Annotated in this window: 23 protein-coding genes, 1 tRNA gene and 1 pseudogene; 20 read left to right on the forward strand and 5 right to left on the reverse strand. The window is 72.5% G+C overall.

Translation table 11 applies throughout. The features are described from left to right. The first annotated feature begins 182 nt into the window (after positions 1-182). The 11 genes and pseudogenes from ABD823_RS15550 to ABD823_RS15600 all read left to right on the forward strand — a co-directional run bounded on the left by ABD823_RS15550 (position 183) and on the right by ABD823_RS15600 (position 5,921). The gene (locus ABD823_RS15550; RefSeq protein WP_344860102.1) at positions 183-377 is read left to right on the forward strand and encodes a DUF1918 domain-containing protein; all 195 of its coding nucleotides are present in this window, start codon (positions 183-185) and stop codon (positions 375-377) included. A 33-nt stretch (positions 378-410) separates the two neighbouring features. Further along, positions 411-818 carry a secondary thiamine-phosphate synthase enzyme YjbQ gene (locus ABD823_RS15555; protein WP_344860104.1) on the forward strand — a complete coding sequence of 136 codons (408 nt, stop codon included), beginning with the start codon at positions 411-413 and terminating at the stop codon, positions 816-818. A 126-nt stretch (positions 819-944) separates the two neighbouring features. Further along, the gene (locus tag ABD823_RS15560) at positions 945-1,373 is read left to right on the forward strand and encodes a DUF3052 domain-containing protein (RefSeq protein WP_344860106.1); all 429 of its coding nucleotides are present in this window, start codon (positions 945-947) and stop codon (positions 1,371-1,373) included. Between the two features lie 96 nt (positions 1,374-1,469). Further along, a complete protein-coding gene (locus ABD823_RS15565) occupies positions 1,470-1,928 on the forward strand; it encodes a peroxiredoxin (protein WP_344860108.1) in 459 nt (152 codons plus the stop codon). 56 nt (positions 1,929-1,984) lie between these two features. Continuing rightward, on the forward strand, positions 1,985-2,299 hold the full coding sequence (locus ABD823_RS15570) for a hypothetical protein (RefSeq protein WP_344860110.1): 315 nt from the start codon (positions 1,985-1,987) through the stop codon (positions 2,297-2,299). A gap of 78 nt (positions 2,300-2,377) precedes the next feature. After that, positions 2,378-3,361, forward strand: a complete 984-nt coding sequence (locus tag ABD823_RS15575) for an ROK family protein (RefSeq protein ID WP_344860112.1) — start codon at positions 2,378-2,380, stop codon at positions 3,359-3,361. Positions 3,362-3,406: 45 nt separating this feature from the next. Continuing rightward, a tRNA-Val gene (locus ABD823_RS15580) sits at positions 3,407-3,481 on the forward strand. Positions 3,482-3,773: 292 nt separating this feature from the next. Then, on the forward strand, positions 3,774-4,049 hold the full coding sequence (locus tag ABD823_RS15585) for a hypothetical protein (RefSeq protein ID WP_344860114.1): 276 nt from the start codon (positions 3,774-3,776) through the stop codon (positions 4,047-4,049). Positions 4,050-4,288: 239 nt separating this feature from the next. Beyond that, positions 4,289-4,630 carry a VOC family protein gene (locus ABD823_RS15590; protein WP_344860116.1) on the forward strand — a complete coding sequence of 114 codons (342 nt, stop codon included), beginning with the start codon at positions 4,289-4,291 and terminating at the stop codon, positions 4,628-4,630. A 250-nt stretch (positions 4,631-4,880) separates the two neighbouring features. Further along, a pseudogene (locus ABD823_RS15595) lies at positions 4,881-5,237 on the forward strand (transposase family protein); the annotation flags it as partial. Positions 5,238-5,558: 321 nt separating this feature from the next. Next, on the forward strand, positions 5,559-5,921 hold the full coding sequence (locus ABD823_RS15600; protein ID WP_344860118.1) for a hypothetical protein: 363 nt from the start codon (positions 5,559-5,561) through the stop codon (positions 5,919-5,921). A 66-nt stretch (positions 5,922-5,987) separates the two neighbouring features. Here ABD823_RS15600 and ABD823_RS15605 read toward each other — a convergent pair whose 3' ends face one another. From ABD823_RS15605 to ABD823_RS15615, 3 genes are all read right to left on the reverse strand, one after another. After that, positions 5,988-6,464, reverse strand: coding sequence for a hypothetical protein (locus ABD823_RS15605; RefSeq protein WP_344860120.1), 477 nt, complete (start codon positions 6,462-6,464; stop codon positions 5,988-5,990). Positions 6,465-6,627: 163 nt separating this feature from the next. Beyond that, the gene (locus tag ABD823_RS15610) at positions 6,628-6,870 is read right to left on the reverse strand and encodes a hypothetical protein (RefSeq protein ID WP_344860122.1); all 243 of its coding nucleotides are present in this window, start codon (positions 6,868-6,870) and stop codon (positions 6,628-6,630) included. 202 nt (positions 6,871-7,072) lie between these two features. Further along, positions 7,073-7,663, reverse strand: coding sequence for a hypothetical protein (locus tag ABD823_RS15615; protein WP_344860124.1), 591 nt, complete (start codon positions 7,661-7,663; stop codon positions 7,073-7,075). Positions 7,664-8,072: 409 nt separating this feature from the next. On the opposite strand from ABD823_RS15615, the gene ABD823_RS15620 reads away from it, so the two are divergent. From ABD823_RS15620 to ABD823_RS15630, 3 genes are all read left to right on the forward strand, one after another. After that, on the forward strand, positions 8,073-8,273 hold the full coding sequence (locus ABD823_RS15620; protein ID WP_344860126.1) for a hypothetical protein: 201 nt from the start codon (positions 8,073-8,075) through the stop codon (positions 8,271-8,273). Positions 8,274-8,370: 97 nt separating this feature from the next. After that, positions 8,371-9,231, forward strand: a complete 861-nt coding sequence (locus ABD823_RS15625; RefSeq protein ID WP_344860128.1) for a 3-methyladenine DNA glycosylase — start codon at positions 8,371-8,373, stop codon at positions 9,229-9,231. A gap of 172 nt (positions 9,232-9,403) precedes the next feature. After that, positions 9,404-10,180 carry an SGNH/GDSL hydrolase family protein gene (locus tag ABD823_RS15630; RefSeq protein ID WP_344860130.1) on the forward strand — a complete coding sequence of 259 codons (777 nt, stop codon included), beginning with the start codon at positions 9,404-9,406 and terminating at the stop codon, positions 10,178-10,180. 106 nt (positions 10,181-10,286) lie between these two features. Here ABD823_RS15630 and ABD823_RS15635 read toward each other — a convergent pair whose 3' ends face one another. Next, on the reverse strand, positions 10,287-10,769 hold the full coding sequence (locus ABD823_RS15635) for a metallophosphoesterase family protein (RefSeq protein ID WP_344860132.1): 483 nt from the start codon (positions 10,767-10,769) through the stop codon (positions 10,287-10,289). 148 nt (positions 10,770-10,917) lie between these two features. Here ABD823_RS15635 and ABD823_RS15640 point away from each other — a divergent pair, with 148 nt between their 5' ends. The 6 genes from ABD823_RS15640 to ABD823_RS15665 all read left to right on the forward strand — a co-directional run bounded on the left by ABD823_RS15640 (position 10,918) and on the right by ABD823_RS15665 (position 16,278). After that, positions 10,918-11,433: a DnaJ family domain-containing protein gene (locus ABD823_RS15640; RefSeq protein ID WP_344860135.1), complete on the forward strand. Its 516-nt coding sequence runs from the start codon at positions 10,918-10,920 to the stop codon at positions 11,431-11,433. Between the two features lie 259 nt (positions 11,434-11,692). Continuing rightward, a complete protein-coding gene (locus ABD823_RS15645; protein WP_344860137.1) occupies positions 11,693-12,205 on the forward strand; it encodes a GNAT family N-acetyltransferase in 513 nt (170 codons plus the stop codon). A 142-nt stretch (positions 12,206-12,347) separates the two neighbouring features. After that, positions 12,348-12,707 carry an MmcQ/YjbR family DNA-binding protein gene (locus tag ABD823_RS15650; RefSeq protein WP_344860139.1) on the forward strand — a complete coding sequence of 120 codons (360 nt, stop codon included), beginning with the start codon at positions 12,348-12,350 and terminating at the stop codon, positions 12,705-12,707. A 132-nt stretch (positions 12,708-12,839) separates the two neighbouring features. Next, complete coding sequence (locus tag ABD823_RS15655) at positions 12,840-13,811, forward strand: RNA polymerase subunit sigma-70 (protein ID WP_344860141.1); 972 nt, start codon at positions 12,840-12,842, stop codon at positions 13,809-13,811. 159 nt (positions 13,812-13,970) lie between these two features. After that, a complete protein-coding gene (locus tag ABD823_RS15660; protein ID WP_344860143.1) occupies positions 13,971-15,077 on the forward strand; it encodes a serine hydrolase domain-containing protein in 1,107 nt (368 codons plus the stop codon). Positions 15,078-15,171: 94 nt separating this feature from the next. Beyond that, entirely contained in the window at positions 15,172-16,278 is a 1,107-nt protein-coding gene (locus tag ABD823_RS15665) for a CapA family protein (protein WP_344860144.1), read from the forward strand. A gap of 141 nt (positions 16,279-16,419) precedes the next feature. Here ABD823_RS15665 and ABD823_RS15670 read toward each other — a convergent pair whose 3' ends face one another. Beyond that, positions 16,420-16,872, reverse strand: a complete 453-nt coding sequence (locus ABD823_RS15670) for a GNAT family N-acetyltransferase (RefSeq protein ID WP_344860146.1) — start codon at positions 16,870-16,872, stop codon at positions 16,420-16,422. Positions 16,873-16,945: the final 73 nt, after the last annotated feature.

Consider the following 16,945-nt stretch of genomic DNA (forward strand, 5'->3'; position numbering starts at 1 on the left):
TGCATCTCTACTGACCGGTAACCAGGATGTCGCCGCTGGCAGGAGCGGCAGTGTGGCCTAGACCACCGATCGTAGGACGAATGAACGTCAAAGGTAACACCGGGGCCGCTCTTTTCCGCGGAAGCGCTGGGTACGACCCTGGAAGTGAGGTCGGGGCGCGACTGAGGAAGGAGGAGCGACGGATGCGCGCGACAGTGGGGGACCAGATCCTGGTCCACGGTGACGCGGTCGGCCACCACGACCGCAGAGGAGAGGTCATCGAGGTCCGCGGGGACGACGGGACCCCTCCCTACCTGGTGCGGTTCGACGACGGCCACACCGGCCTGGTGGTCCCGGGACCGGACGCGATCGTGCTCCCGGCGGGGGCGCGGCCGTGAGCCGGTCCCGGCGCGGCTCATAGGATTCCGCGTGTGAGATCACAGCTGATCGAGGTGGTGACCGGCTCCCGCGAGCGGGTGCACGACATCACCGCCGAATGCGAGGAGTTCGCCCGGTCGTGCGGGGGCGACGGCCTGCTGCACGTCTTCGTCCCCCACGCGACCGCGGGCGTCGCGCTGATCGAGCTCGGCTCGGGCAGCGACGACGACCTGCTCGCCGCGCTCGCGGACCTGCTCCCGGCGGACGACCGGTGGAGACATGCGCACGGCTCTGCGGGGCATGGGAGGTCGCATGTCATGCCGGCCCTCGTCCCTCCGTACGCCACCGTCCCGGTTCTCGCCGGGAGGCTCGCGCTGGGCACGTGGCAGTCGGTCGCCGTGGTGGACCTCAACGTCGACAACCGCGAGCGGCAGGTCCGGTTGTCGTTTTTGCCGGGGTGATTCGCGCGTGGCCCAGTCGTTGCCGTGGCGACCGTTGACGACTGAGGGTCACAGCGTGTGGACTGTGCCGAAGCACTGTGAGCACCGCCGTACGGAGGCGGGGCCATCGAAGCAGGAGGGATAGACGTGAGCGCGACCGCGGGTCAGGCGCAGGGTGAACGCAGCCTGGCCGAACGGCTCGGCCTCAAGCCGGGTCAAGTGGTGCAGGAAGTCGGATGGGACGAGGACGTCGACGACGATCTGCGCGACTCCATCGAGGAGCTGACCGGCAACGAACTGGTCGACGAGGACTACGAGGACGTCGTCGACGTCGTGCTGCTGTGGTGGCGGGACGGTGATGGTGACCTGTTCGACGCCCTGAGCGGGGTGGTGACCAACCTGACCGACGGCGGCCAGATCTGGCTGCTGACTCCCAAGGCCGGTCGAGAGGGCCACGTGGAGCCCAGTGACATCGGGGAGGACGCCGCGACCGCGGGTCTGTCGCAGACCAGCAGCATCAGTGCCGCGCCGGACTGGTCGGGGACGCGACTGGTCACACCCAAGGCGCGCCGGTAAGGGGTCCGGTAACGGTCCACCCTGCCGTACGGCTCGCGTGAGCCGTACGGCAGGATGATGGTGTTCGTCCACCATCAGGGGAGAGGACCAGCGGGCATGTCTGTCGAGGTGGGGTCACCGGCGCCGGACTTCGAGCTGCAGGACCAGCACGGCGCTCCGGTCAGGCTCTCCGGCCTCCGGGGCGGGAAGGTCCTGCTGATCTTCTACCCCCTCGCGTTCACCGGTGTCTGCCGCGGCGAGCTCGCCGCCGTCCGGGACGAACTCGTCCCGGAGCTCCCCGAGGACGTGCGGGTCCTCACCGTCTCGGTCGACTCGGTGTTCGCCCACCGGGCCTGGGCCGACCAGGAGGGCTACCGTTTCCCGCTCCTGTCGGACTTCTGGCCGCACGGCCAGGTCGCGCGGGCGTACGGTGTGTTCGACGAGGATAAGGGCGTCGCCCTGCGGGGTACCTTCGTCATCGACGGCGAGGGCGTGGTCCGCTGGCGCGTCGTGAACCCGATCCCGGAAGCACGTGACATCGCCGAGTACCGCAAGGTGCTCGCCGGACTTTCCTAAGCGGTGACCCGGCGGGGCGGTCCGCACCCGCCGATCTCGACCACTCGGAGGCGATCATGCCCTGCTTCTCGTGCGGGGCCCGGCAGACCGACCCGGTCCGCGGCGCCAGCCCGTGGAAGCGCGGGGTGCGCCGGCAGACCCAGGTGCTGATCTGCCCGGACTGCCAGCGTGTGCACGACCTCGACCTCGACACCTGCGCCTCGTGCGGCTCCATCGCGCTCATCTGCCGCCTCGGCGAGGTGGAGTGCCGTTCCTGCGGCGCGGTACGGCTCGCCGAACGGCCCCCGGCGGCCCCGGAGCGGCCCGACGGCCTGGCCGACGAGGTCGCGGCGGCGCTGGACCGCGTGCTCGGGCGCTTCTCCCCCGCCTGACCCGGATCACCCTGGGTTAGGGTGATCCGGCGTGCGCCCCGACGCGTGGAAGGGGCGCCGGTGACGGGAAAGGCCGGGATGAGCCAGTACAGCGAGGACAGCGGGTACGTGGTGGCCGTCGACGTCGGCGGCACCTCGATGAAGGGCGGCGTCGTCACCCGTTCCGGCGAAGTGGTCGCGACCGACCGCCGCCCGACCGGAGCCGAGGGCGGCCCGGAGAACGTGGTCGCCGCCATCCGCTCCTTCGTCGGCGACCTGGCCGCGCGGGGCTCCTCGCTGCTCGGGCGGGCGCCCGCGGCGGTCGGCATCGCCGTACCGGGACTGGTGGACGACGCGACGGCCACCGCGCTCTACGCCGCCAACCTCGGCTGGCGCGACGTCCCCGCGACCGGCCTCGTCCCGCTGGACGTCCCCGTCCTGCTCGGTCACGACGTGCGCACCGGCGGCCTGGCCGAGAGCGTGCTCGGAGCCGGCCGGGAGCTGACCGACTTCCTGTTCCTGCCGATCGGCACCGGCATCGCGGGCGCGATGATCATCAAGGGCGGGCCGTACGGCGGCACGTCCGGCTGGGCCGGGGAGATCGGGCACATCCCGGTCTTCCCGGAGGGCGAGCGGTGCGCCTGCGGCCAGACCGGCTGCCTGGAGACCTACGCCTCCGCCGCGGCCGTCGCCCGCCGCTACTCGGCCCGTGCGGCGTCCCCCGCCACCGCGGAGCGGGTCGCCGCGCTGACCGCGGCCGGCGACCCGGTGGCGGTCAAGGTGTGGGACGACGCGGTCGAGGCCCTGTCGCTGGCCCTGGCGACCTACACGCTCCTGCTGGACCCCTCCGCGATCGTGCTGGGCGGCGGTCTGGCCGAGGCCGGGCCCCTGCTCTCCGACCCGCTGGCCGCCCGCCTCGGTGAGCGGCTGACCTTCCGCAGCGCCCCACCGCTGCGCAAGGCCGCCCTCGGGGTCTCGGCGGGCATGCTCGGCGCGGCGCTGCTCGGCTGGCGGGCGGCCGGAGTGCCGGACGCGAGGGCGTCCTGGGCGCTCGATGTGCCGAAGACCTCCGCGGTGCCGTAAGGTTGTATCCCGTCTGCACGCATCCCGTCCGCGGACGGGACGTCGGGGCGCTTAGCTCAGTGGTAGAGCACTCGCCTTACAAGCGAGGTGTCACTGGTTCGAACCCGGTAGCGCCCACCAGAAGGCCCCTGACCCGGGAGAACAGGTCAAGGGCCTTTGCTTTCCGATCAGTCGCGTGTCGGCCGCATCGCTCAGTGACAACTGGCCTTCGCTACCAACGCCGACGTGCTCCCGACGCCGACGACCCCACGCGCTTCCACCAGCACTGCAAGCGCCCCGGCCTCTCCCGCCAGAGCCTCATCCGCGCGCACGGCCCGGTCCGCCGGATGGACCCGCCGCTCCGAGATCCGTGTCACTGCTCAAATGGGAGCGAGAGTCCTGTCCGCGACCACCATCGTGGCATTGTGATCTTATGAGTGAACCTTCCACTGCGTCCTTCGAGCACATTCGTGAATCCAGAGGTACGGAATCGGCTATCCAGGCTCTGGGAGCCATCGCTCCGTCTCGCAAGCCTCGCAATAACGTTTACGCGGTTCGTGGCGTCAGTAGCGCCTTGATCTTCCTGGCCGGAGTCGTGGAATTCCTTTCCGCGCTGAACGGGAACGAGAGTTTCGCGCCCATGGCCATCGTGCTTGCGATCATCGGAATCGGCGGCCGGATCGAGGCGGCGGTGCGGCTACGGCCGTGAAAGAAGGCTGCCGCCCCGCTTCCGGTGCTCAACGCTGACGGGCTTGCGCTCCGGATCGGGTTGCCGTCGGATGACCTGGCCGGCCGGAAGGCACCCGGAGCGGAGGAGGGCGATGCGGGTAGAGGCGCGGCGGCGCCGTCCCTCCAGGCCCACGCCGCCACGCCGGTCTGCCCTGTTGGCTTCCGGATTCAGACGACGAGAGTGTGCTCGCCCACAGGTGCCGCCGTTACTCTGTTCGGATGCCGATCGATCTCTACGCCGGAATCCCAGTCAGCGACTATCCCGCAGCCCTCGCCTGGTATGAGAGGCTGCTCGGCACCGCACCGGCCTACGTGGCCGGTGACACCGAAGCCGTGTGGGAACTGGCCGAGCATCGGTCGATCTTCGTCGAGCACCGACCCGAACACGCAGGTCACGCCCTGGTCACCATTTTCGTGGACGACCTCGACACCTTCGTCGCCGCCGCCGCGGAACGCGGGATCGAGCCAGCCAGGCGGGAGACCTATCCCAACGGGGTACGCAAGGCCGAGTTCCGCGACTTGGACGGCAATGAGTTGAGCATCGGCGGGGCGCCACTTTGACGCATCTTCCCGCGCCACTCGACCGATCGCTGCACGACCTTCGGTCGCACACGGACAACCGATGAACCGGCAGTCGGATCTGCCACGATCCGGGCGTCAGCCCATATCCATGATTACGCGTCGTGAATGGCAAACGCGGGCCGACAGGCTGGCCGCCCAACGCTTCCGCCTCCGGCCTCTGCGTATTCGGTGTACCCGACTCTGCGCCGGAACCCGTACGCCGACACCTGATGGCCCAGATCGGGGCGGCCTGGCCGATGACGTGCACACCGCCGTACGGGAGGCATCCCGCCTGGCCTACGCCGTCGGTGACGGCGCGCTCCTTCCGATCGACCGGCGCCGGCGTCCCGGTCTTCGCCGACCGGGGGTACCAGGGCGCGTGTGGCACGATCCGCACGCCGTTCCAAGCGCCACCGGCACCGTCCGCGCCTGTCGCGCAACCAAAGGCCCGTCAACCGCTCCCGCGCCCGTACCCGGGCGATCGGGGAACGTGCCACTGCGACTCCGAGGGCCTGGAAGGTACTGCCCCGGCCCACGCCGCGCCACCGCGATCGTCCAGGCCATCGTCGTCCTGCAGCTCATCGAAGAGAACCGCCGCTCAGGATGAAAAACGCTCCAGGGTGACAGGGACATCGGCGTCAAGCTCCGGCATACCAGGGCCGCCGCCGCGCTGGTTCCGGATGCCCGGCTCGAGATCCTCGAGGACGACGGGCACTGGTCCAACCGCCAGTCCCCCGACCGGGTCAACGCGCTCATCGCGGGGTTCCTCGGCGCGCCCCGCCGATCGGCGAGGGGCCCCGGAGCGGCCCATGCCTCCGGGGTGCCTCTCAGGCGGTCTCCGCCGCGCGCCGCGTCCCCGGAGGGGATCTGCACCGGATCCTCACGTTCTCTGCGCCCGGCCATCACGGAGGTCTGTTTCGATCGTGCCGTGACGGAGAGGGACGAACCCGCAGCGAGTGATGTCTTCTGGGCCAAGGGCTGCGGGGTGCTGGTGGCCGCCGCGCTGATCTGGGCGGTGCTCAGGATGTTCCTCGATCTCGTCCTGGTGGCCCGGGCGCAGCGCCACTGCCCGGACGGTCTGGACGCGGGGGAGGGCTTCGCCGGTGTCCTGTGGGCGGTGGGCTGGTTCGCCGTGTTCCCGGTCGCCTCGATCGTCTCGGTGCTCGTCTCCCTGCCGGTCGGTCTGATCGCCCGCCTGCCGCGGTCCGGGAGACGGCCGGTGGAGGGGCGCTCCGACGGCTCTTCCCGGTCCCGTCCCCAGGACCGGACCCGTGGCGACGGTTCTCCATAGGGGCGCGCCCTCCCGGCCGATCCTGTCCGCCCGCCGGACGCCCGTGCGATGGGGACCGGCGGCGGATCACGCGCTCACGTGCGCGCTGAACCGCTCGTGGGCGCTCTGCTTCGAGATGCCCATCGCGGCCCCCACCTGCGCCCAGGAGGCGCCCGCCTCCCGCGCCCCGGCGACGGCGTGCTCGAGCAGGGTGCGCTGCCAGCCCTCCATCTGGGACAGCAGGGTGAGGGCGGCGAGAGGGCGTTCGGCGGCGAGCGTGACGATCCGCTCGCACAGGAGGTTCGACCTGGTCACCAGTTCGGCGGGCGGCGCGGCGGCGAGCAGCGGGGCGGCGTGCCGGCTCCACCACCGGTACTCCGCCTCCTTGGTCCCCTCCGGCGTGGCGGGGAAGCGGCGCTGGTCGGTCCAGCCGCAGGAGCAGGCGGCCTGGTAGCCGACGAAGGTCTTGGTGAAGGCGCTGGCGGACGGCGCCGGCTCGCCGGTGGGGAGCACCGGAGCGGCGAAGCCCTCGTGGTCGGGGATGTCAGGACAGGTGAACGTCACGACCGTCAGGATATCCTGACGGTCGGTTGCTGGTGCGAGAACGGCGCGCCCCGGCCCGGGGATCCGGCCCGCCGGGTGGCGGGCCGGACGCCTGACCGGCCGAGGCGGACCTTCCGCCGGTCCCCGCCGGAATCCGGCGGGCTGACAGAAGATCCGGCGGATTCTAATAGAAGAGGTAGAGGGCGAACCGGGATCCGACGAGCTCGCATTTGAAATCCTGGACGATCCCGCCGCTCGTGATGGCTCTGAAACCGGTTCTGAAGCACTGCTCGTTGTACTGGTGGTAACCGGCGAGGTGCCATGACGGGGTGGTCTGCGCGGATGCGGCCGTGGCGGAGAGGGCCGCGGCGCCGAAGGCGAGCCCACCGGCCGTCAACGCCGTCGCGATCGTGCGACGAACTCTCATCTTTCCTGCCCTTCGTGGAGAACCGCATGCCCCTATGGGCGGCGATTCAGCGGGAATCGCTTTCGAATTCGAATTCCGGCGGCGCGAGCGGCGGGACTGCCACACCCGGCCGCGTCACGACTTTCCGGTGACCGCCCCGGGCGGAGACTCCGGTGGCGGGAGCCTCCGCGCGGGGCGGCGACGGGTGAGGGGGTGCGGGGTCTCAGCCGTCGACGACGACCGAGCCGAACCGGTAGCTCGTGTAGCCGTTCTCGTCTCCGGAGTGCCTCCGGCCGATCATGACGTGGTAGGGGCTCGCCGACACGGAATGGTTGCTCTCACGCAGGTTCGAGCCCCACGGCCCCGGGACGATCCGCAGTTGCCTGCCCTGCCACCACAGCGCGGCCGCGCGATAGCTCGTGTAGCCGTTCTCGTCCCCCTCGTGGAACCTGCCGATGATGACCTGGTTCTGCGGGGCTTCGAAGAACGAGTTGTTCTCCCTCTCCTCGGGACTCCAGTTCCGGGGCTCCACCGTCACCTGCTCGCCGTTGATGAGGATCCGGCTGCAGGAGTACTTCGTGTAGCCGTTCTCGTCCCCGGAGTGCGCGCGGCCGGTCATCACCTGACCGGCGGGGCAGGTGAAGCGGACGCCGGACGATTCCTTCACGGTGTTGACGGTCTGGAGCTGGACCTGGACCGTGTAGCTCGCGGCAGTGGACGCCGCGGCGGTGGCGGCGGTCGCCGGCACCAGGGCCAGGGGGGCGAAAGCCGCCGTCGCCGCCGTGGCGAGCAGGGCCTTCTTGCGCGTTTTCACGTTCTTCGGCTTCCTTTCGGGTGGCGTCCCGGATGTCGGGAACGCATGGGGTGACGGTGCACGCCGGTCATCGGGCCGGCGGTGCGCCGACCTCGTCCACGCGGCGCCTGCGGCGGGGGAAGAACCGCGGCAGGCGACGGCGATCTCATGGTGGCCGCTGCGTGATCGCCGGGTCGTCCTCCTCGCGAGGGAGCGTTTATCCGTCACGTGGATTACTCCTCCTCGTCTATTCCGTGAATGGTTGAAACGGAAAATCGGAATAGAAGAAGACCGAAAACAAATGAGCGGGGGATGTCCGGGAGACGTGCCCGCCGAGCGCGGCGCGGGCGGTTCTCCGCCCGCCTCAGATGAAGCGCCGGCCTCCGGTCGAAGGGCTGGACGGCCGCTGACCGGTGGTTATCATCTCTTCATGAACGAGCCCCAGCCGGTGACACTTCCCAACGGTCTCGCTCTGCAGTGCGACACCTGCCGCAACGAGACCTTCGAATACCACCGGTGGAAGCTCCAGACCACGGGAATGACTTTCATGGGCCTCGACTGGGCCAACCGCGACGCCACGTGCTTCGTGTGCACCGAGTGCAGGCGCATTCACTGGTTCCACCTGGCGTGACCCGGAGACCCTTCCGGCGCACGGCGGGCCCGGCGGGAGCGGGGCAGGCCGGGACGTGCGGGGGAGGGCACTGCCGGTGCGCGAATACCATTCGACGGTGGAGGTTTTGCAGCCGGAGGAGTGGCGGGCCCGGGCGGAGGCCCACCGGCGGCGGGTGGAGGCGTGGACGGCGCCGCACCTGGCGCGCAGGGAGCGGGGCGAGACCCATCCCGTCGAGGACTTCCTGTTCACCTACTACGGGCACCGGCCGGCGCAACTGCGCCGGTGGCACCCGGGCGCCGGGGTGGTGCTGAAGGGGGCGACCGGCTTCGGCCGCGACTACCTCGACACCCCTGAGGGGGCGACGCTCGACACCGCGGCGCTGCTGGAGCGGCGCGGGGCGTCCGTGGAGTGGATCGCGCGGCTGCTGGCCGCCACCGCGTCGCGCCCGGCGTATCTGGGCTGCTTCGGCCTGCACGAGTGGGCGATGGTCTACAAGGCCGCGCGGGTGCGGCACGGCGCCTGGCCGCTCCGGCTCGGCGGCGAGGAGATCGCCCGGGTCGTGGAGACGCGGGGGGTGCGGTGCAGCCACTTCGACGCCTTCCGCTTCTTCACCCCCGAGGCGCGCCCGCTCAACGTGCTGCAGCCGGCGCGGGAGCGGCAGCCCGAACTGGAGCAGCCCGGCTGCCTGCACGCCAACATGGACCTGTACAAGTGGGCGTACAAGCTGTCGCCGCTGGTGAGCGGTGAGCTCGTCGCCGACTGCTTCGCGCTGGCCCGCGACATCCGCGCCGTGGACATGCGGGCGAGCCCGTACGACCTGGGCGCGCTCGGCTACCGGCCGATCCGGATCGAGACGCCCGAGGGGCGGGCCGAGTACGCCGCAGAGCAGCGGGCGTTCGCCGAGCGGGCGCGGCCGCTCCGGCGGCGCCTGCTGGACGCCTGCGAACGGCTGCTCGCCGCCGCTCCCCGCACCTGACCTGAGACGCCGCTCCGCGCACGCGGCGTATGCGGCCGCCCCGCCGGGATTGTGCGTCGGTACAACCTCGTGGGCGGATTACTGTGCACGTTCACAGGGCGCACACCTTTTACTCTTACGTTACTCCGGCGTAAAACTAGTGAGTAATACCCCCCAGCGGTTGGAGAACCCCATGCGTCTTCACCGTGCCGTCTCCACGGCCCTGGCCGCCCTCGCGTTCGGCGCTGCGTCGCTGTTCGGTACCTCCGCCTCGCATGCGGCGGCCGAGACGTACGTCGCCCTGGGCGACTCCTACTCCTCCGGCACCGGAGCCGGGAACTACACCAACGTGCTGTGCACGCGCAGCGCCAACGCCTACCCGCAGAGGTGGGCGGCGGCCAACTCACCGGCGGCCTTCAGGTTCGTCGCCTGCGGCGGCGCCAAGATCCCGGACGTGCGCAACAACCAGCTGTCGGCTCTCGACGGCTCCACCACCCTGGTCAGCATCACGATCGGCGGCAACGACGTCGGCTTCGCCGACACGATGCTGAACTGCCTGCTCTCCACCACGACCGCGTGCCGGAACGCGGTGAACAAGGGACTCGAGTACGCCCAGAACGTGCTCCCGGGCGAGCTCGACGCCCTCTACGCCGAGATCAGGGCGCGCGCCCCGCAGGCGAAGGTCGTGGTGCTCGGCTACCCCCGCCTCTACAAGGACGGCGGGATCTGCCTCGGCGGGCCGAGCGCGACCAAGCGGTCGATCATCAACGGCGGCGCCGACCGGCTGAACGAGGTCATCGCCGCCCGCGCCGCGGCCGCCGGGTTCACCTTCGCGGACGCCCGGGCGGCGTTCGCGGGCCACGAGATCTGCACCTCCGCCCCCTGGATCAGCGGCGCCACCGTCCACCCGACCGCCACCGGCCACGCCCGGGGCTACCTGCCCGCCCTCTCCGCCGCACTCACCCTCTGACCGCTCGACCCCGGGCCCGGCCGCGGAGCGCAACCCCCGCGGCCGGGCCCGGCCGTACCCGCGCCGACCGGGACCGTGCCCCGCCCCGGCGGGCCGCCGGGCGGGGTCAGGTGACCGGCACGATCCTCGCCTCCTCCAGCACGCCGCCCGCGATCCGGAGCAGACCCAGGGTGCCGTGGGGCTGGCGGCGGCGGTCGGTGGGGGAGCCGGGGTTGAAGATGCGCAGGCCGTCCCCGCTCTCGTCGAGGGGGATGTGCGAGTGCCCGAAGACGACCAGGTCGGCCCGGGGGAACCGGTGGCGCAGCCGGGACAGCCGTCCCCGCGCCGGGCCGCTGTCGTGGACCATCGCCACGCGGAGCCCGTCCAGGTCGAGTTCGAGCGTCTCGGGCGCGACCACGTCCGGTCCGTCGTTGTTGCCCTTGACCACGTGGACGGGCGCGTAGGCGGCCAGCTCGTCGAGCACGCCCGCGGTGCAGACGTCCCCGGCGTGCAGGATCAGGTCGGCGCCGCGCAGGTGCTCCGCGACGCGGGGCGGACAGGACTTCCAGCGCCGCGGCGCGTGGGTGTCGGACAGGGCCACTACTCGCACACCGCCGTCCTGCCCCCGGTGCCGCCGGCCTCACCTCTGCCACCGGCCTCACCTCACCTCTCCGAGCGGGCCGGGGGAGGGTACGGCGGCGCGCGGGCCGGGCGCCGCCGGACCGCTGGTTATCCTCGAAGGAGCCGCCGGTCTCGGCATGGGGGTGGGGTTCGTGACGGAGCGCAAGCCGCTCGGGGTCGGCTTCGAGACGTGGGTCGACCGGCAGATCCGCGAGGCCGCCGAGCGCGGGGAGTTCGACGACCTGCCGGGGGCGGGCAAGCCCCTGCCCGGTGAGGGCAGGCCGTACGACGAGATGTGGTGGATCAAGCAGAAGCTGGAGGCGGAGAACCTGTCGTTCCCGCTGCCCGGCACGCTCGCGCTGCGCAAGGAGGCCGAGGAGGCCCGGGCGGCGGCGGTGGCGGCCCGCACGGAGGCAGAGGCCCGCAGGATCATCGAGGAGGTCAACGGCAGGATCGAGGAGGGCCACCGGAAGGTCCTGTCCGGCCCGCCGCTCTACCAGCCGCCCTTCGACGTGGAGGGGGTCGTCGCCGAGTGGCGGGCCGCCCACCCCGCCGAGGAGACGCCCGCCGTCCCCGCCGAGCCGCCGCGCCGCAGACGCTCACTCGTCCGGTGGCTCCGGCGGGGCCGGGGCGGGGATCCCGGAAGCGCCTGATCGCCCACGGCGGTCCACGCGCCCCGGGAAATCCGGTTGACCCCGTGGATCCGGTCGCCGTGGGGATCCTCCTCACGCGCGGCGAGCGGATCCCGGCCGCCTCGACCTCGGCGTGCCGGGCGGGACGATCCGGCGCCGGCCGGGGCACGGCACCCCGGGCGGGCCGGCGCCGGACGGGGAGCCGTTTCCACCGGGTCACCGCACCCCGGTAAGGTTCATGATCCTTGCATCCGGCCCCGATCGAGGAGGGATCCGAACGGTGAGCGTGGTGCTGCGTCCCGTCCGGCACGACGATCTTCAGATCTTCGAGGAGGAGTTCTCCACACCGGAGGGCACCGGCCCCTACCAGTGGTTCGGCCACCAGGATCCGGTCAGGCTGCGCCGCGCGTTCGCCGAGACGGGCCTGCTGGGGGACGAGGGCGGCACGCTGACGGTCTGCGCCGGTGAGGAGGTCGCCGGCCGCGTCGAGTGGTTCAAGGGCTCCTGGGGACGGCCGGTCACCTCCTGGTGCTGGACGATCGCCATCGGCCTCAGGCCCGGTCTCCGGGGACGCGGCATCGGGACCGAGGCGCAGCGGCGGCTCGTCGCCTACCTGTTCGACCACACCAGGGCCCACCGCGTCCAGGCCTTCACCGACATCGCCAACCTCGCCGAGCAGCGCGCGCTGGAGAAGGCGGGATTCGAGCGCGAGGGAGTCGTCCGCGAGGCGCAGTGGCGCGGCGGCCGCTGGCACGACCAGGTCCTGTACTCCGTGCTCCGGCCCCGCGGTTGAACGGTTCCGGGCCCGCCTCCGGTCTCCGCGCCGCCGCCGAGCCGCTGCCGCGCCGCCGTACGGCGACGCCTCCGGCGCCCCGCCGGCGGCCGGAGGTACGGCGGCGCGGAAAATGTCGGAGCCTGCTGATAGGCCAGGGCCCATGGGTGTGACTGTTGACGAGTTCCTGAAGATGCTGGACCGGCTGCCCGAGGTGAAGCAGAGCCCCGGCGGTGACTGGATCTCGCTGAAGGTCCGCGGCAAGGGCTTCGGCTACCTGTGGGAGCGGACGGAGACCGTCGGCCTCAAGTCGACGATTCAGGAGCAGATCGCGCTGGTGGCGGAGCGGCCGGAGGTCTTCGAGGTCCAGTTCACCGCCGGCCGGTTCGGCTGGGTCGTGGTGCACCTGGACAAGATCGAGGCCGACGAGCTGTTCGAGCTGGTCACCGAGGCGTGGTGCCTGACCGCGCCCAAGCAGCTGGTCGAGGCGCACGAGGCCGCCCACCCCATCGGTCGTCACTAGCGGGTTGCGGGCCATGAGCGTTGTCCTCACAACGGCGGCGAGCCGCGGCCGGGCGCCGCGACGCTCCGGGCTCGCCGGCCTGCGGGCGGACCGAGGGCGTGCGGGGACGGGCGCGGTGACGGGGACCGTCCGGTGCACGGGGCGGTGACGGCGGTGGACGGGTTCGGCGAGCGCCTGGAGGAGCACCGGCGCGAGCTGCACGTGCACTGCTACCGGATGCTCGGCTCCTTCGACGAGGCAGAGGACCTGGTCCAGGAGACGTTCCTGCGGGCGTGGCGACGGCGCGACGCGCTGCGCGGCGAGGACGGCCTCCGGGCCTGGCTGTACCGGATCGCCACCAACGCCTGCCTGGACCACCTCCGGGCGCACCCCCGCCGACCGCGGCCGCGCCCGGCACCGGTCCTGGCCGACTCCGGGCTCGACCGGCCGGTCGCGGACGCGGTCCCGTGGCTCCAGCCGTACCCCGACGCATTGCTGGACACCGCCGACGTGGTGATCGAGCAGGAGACGATCGAACTGGCCTTCCTGGTCGCGATCCAGCACCTGCCGCCCCGGCAGCGGGCGGTGCTGATCCTGCGCGACGTGCTCGGCTGGCCGGCGCAGGAGACCGCCGAGGCGCTCGGCTTGACCGTCGCCGCGGTGAAGAGCGCCCTGCAGCGGGCCAGGCCGGCCCTCCGCAGGCATCTGCCCGAGCGACGGCTGGAGTGGGGTGCGGGGGTCGAGCCCACCGAGGCCGAGCGGGCCGTCCTGCGGCGCTACGTCGACGCCGTGGAGCGGGCCGATCCGTCCATCCTGGCGGAGGTGCTGCGGGCCGACGTGGTGCAGACGATGCCGCCGGAGCCGATCTGGCTGCACGGGCGCGGGGCCTTCGTCGCGGGATGGGACCCGGCCGCGGGAGGACCGGCGGGATGGGGGGAGTGGCGGGTGCTGGCGACCCGCGCGAACCGGCAACCCGCGGTCGCCGCATACCTCCGCAGGCCCGGCGAGACCGGTTTCTCGCCTTCGTGGGTGGGCGTGCTGCGGGTCGAGGACGGGCTGATCTCCCAGATCACCGTGTTCGGGGAGGAACGGTTCCCCCTGTTCGGCCTGCCCTCCTCGCTCTGAGGCGCCGTCCGCACGGCCGGGGAGGGGAGCCGGGCACGGGGTCCGGCCCGCCGGCTCCTGCCGGGACGGGCCGTCCGTCTTTCCGGCGGGAGACCGATTCCTTTTCCGCGGCCCGCTCGTCCTATGGGCGACCTACGAAGCCTGGGGAGAGGAACCAGCATGACCGATCTGCAGAAGCAGGTGCAGTCCGCCATCGACGAGCTGGTGGAGTCCGGAGCCGAACGCGGCGTGCAGGTCGCCGTCTACCGGCGCGGTGAGCTCCTGGCCGACGCGGTGGCGGGCGTCGCCGACCCGGCGAGCGGCCGCCCCTTCACCTCCGCCACCCCGGTCTACGCCACCTCGACGGGGAAGGGGGTGACCGCGACCGTCGTCCATGTGCTGGCCGAGCGCGGAGCCCTCGGCTACGAGACGCGGATCGCGGACGTGTGGCCGGAGTTCGCCGCCCACGGCAAGGAGCGGGTGACCGTACGGCACGCGCTGACGCACGCGGCCGGCGTACCCGGCGTGCCGGTCGGCACCACACCGGAGGACCTGTGCGACTGGGACCGGATGTGCGCCGCGATCGCCGAGGCCAGGCCGTGGTGGGAGCCGGGCACCCGGTTCGGCTACCACGCGCAGACCTACGGCTACATCCTGGGTGAGGTCGTCCGCCGGGTGACCGGCAAGCCCGTCTCGCAGGTGCTCCGCGAGGAGGTGGCCGGGCCGCTCGGCGTGGCGGACGAGCTGTTCTTCGGTGTCCCCGCCACCGAGCTCGGGCGGCTGGCCAGGATCGAGGACGCCGCTCCGGCGATGGAGATGCCCGCCGAGATGCTGGCCGGCATCCCGTTCTTCCGGGTGGTCGACGGCTACACCGCCGCCCCCGCGGCGGCGATGCCGGACGCGGCCTTCAGCAACCGCGCCGACGTGCTGGGCTCCGACATCCCGGCGGGCGGCACGATGACCGCCCGCGCTGCGGCCCGCATGTACGACGCGCTGCTGAGCGGGAAGCTCGTCTCCGCCGACCGGCTGCACGAGCTGTCCTCCGCGGCGGTGACGGGGGTGGACGAGGTGACCGGCGCCCCCGCCACGTGGGGGCTGGGCTACGCGATCGGCCTGACCGGAGCACTGGGTGCGCGGACCTTCTTCGGGATGGTCGGCAGCGGCGGCACCGCGGCCTTCGCGGACACCGCCACCGGGACCAGCGTGGCCGTGATGAAGAACCGTGCCTCGGCCGGTGACTTCGGCACCGTCGACCGGATCGGCCGGATCGTGTTCGAGACCTCCTGAGCGTCGGACCGGGCGTGGGAGCGGCCCACCGGACGCCGGGGCGGCCGCCCCACCCGGTGGGTCCGCCGCCGCGCGCGTCGGATTTGATGGAGATATGCAGGCCGGTCCGGTGACGCTGTTCCTCTGCGGGGACGTCATGCTCGGCCGCGGTGTCGACCAGATCCTCCCGCACCCCGGTGATCCCGCGCTGCGCGAGACGTACATCCGGGACGCCCGGGACTACGTCGCGCTGGCGGAGGCGGCGAGCGGCCCGGTGCCGCGCCCGGCCGACTTCACCTGGCCCTGGGGGGACGCCCTGGCGGTGCTGGAGGAGGCCGCACCCGACCTGCGGGTGGTGAACCTGGAGACGAGCGTCACGCGCGCCGGCGGGTTCGCCCCGGGCAAACCCGTGTGCTACCGGATGAGCCCGGACAACCTCCCCTGCCTGGCGGCGGCCCGGCCGGACGTCTGCGCGCTGGCCAACAACCACGTGCTGGACTTCGGCCGCCGGGGGCTGGAGGAGACGCTCGACGCGCTGGACCGCGCGGGGCTGCGCCGGGCGGGGGCGGGCCGGGACGAGCGGGAGGCGCGGCGGCCCGCGGACGTCACCGCCGGCGGGAGGCGTTTTTCGGTCTTCTCCTTCGGCATGGCCTCCAGCGGCGTCCCGCCGGGCTGGGCCGCGGCCCCCGGCCGGCCCGGCGTGGACTTCGTGCCCGGCACGGACGCGGGCACGGCCGAGGCGGCCGAGCGGGTACGGCGGGCCAAACGGCACGGCGACACCGTGGTCGTCTCCGTCCACTGGGGCTCCAACTGGGGCTACGGCGTCCCCCGCGACCAGGTCCGCTTCGCGCACCGGCTCGTCGAGGCGGGGGCCGACGTCGTGCACGGCCACTCCTCCCACCACCCCCGGCCCGCCGAGGTGTACCGGGGCAGGCTCGTGCTGTACGGCTGCGGCGACCTCATCGACGACTACGAGGGCATCACCGGCTACGAGGAGTACCGCGACGACCTGCGGCTGCTGTACCTCGTGGCGCTGGAGCCGGACTCCGGGGCCCTGGCCGCGCTGCGGATGGTGCCCATGCGGGCCCGCAGGATGCGGCTGTGCCACGCCTCGGACGCGGACCGGGTCTGGCTCAGGGACGTCCTCGACCGGGTCTGCCGCGGCTTCGGCTCAGAGGTGGACCTGGAGCCGGACGGCACCCTCGCCCTGCGGCCGGGATGAGCGGGGCGTCCGGCCGCGCCCGTCCCGGAGACCTCGCCCGCACCGTCCGCGCGGCGGGCCGGGCCTTCCCGCGAGGCGTCCGGCTGTGCGGTCTGCGGCGGGCCGGGCCTTCCCGCGAGGCGTCCGCCCGCGTCGCGGCCGTCAGGCGACGGCGACCTCCAGCAGCGGCAGCGTCCGGCCCGCCCTGGAACCGGACGGGACGGAACCGGTGCGGACGGCGCCCATCGCCAGGTAGAACGGCTCGGCGTGCGGATCGGACTCGATCTCCAGCACGGTGAAGCCGAGCCCGCGCGCGGCGGCGACGGCGTGCTCGAAGAGCAGCCGGCCGACACCCGTCCCGATGGCGTCCGGCTCGACGAAGAGCATGCCCAGCTCCCCCCGCGGGGGTCCCCCCTCCAGGGTGGCGAAGCCCAGGACGCGGCCGTCCCGCTCGGCCACCGTGGTGCGCGCCGCCGTGACCTGCTCGGGCGTCAGGGCGAGCTCGTCCCGGCAGGCGGCCAGGAACGCCTCGTCGTAGCCCCAGTGGGCCTTGGAGCGGAGCGCCAGGGCGCTCAGCGCCTCCGCCTCGTCCGGTCGCGCGGCCCGCAGCTGCACGCCCGCCTCCTCCCCGGCCTCCGCCGGTATGCGCTCTTTTCCGGTCGGATCGATCACCCTACCGGGGCCCGCC

It is taken from the genome of Planomonospora alba (assembly GCF_039534085.1).
GTDB classification, from domain to species: domain Bacteria; phylum Actinomycetota; class Actinomycetes; order Streptosporangiales; family Streptosporangiaceae; genus Planomonospora_B; species Planomonospora_B alba.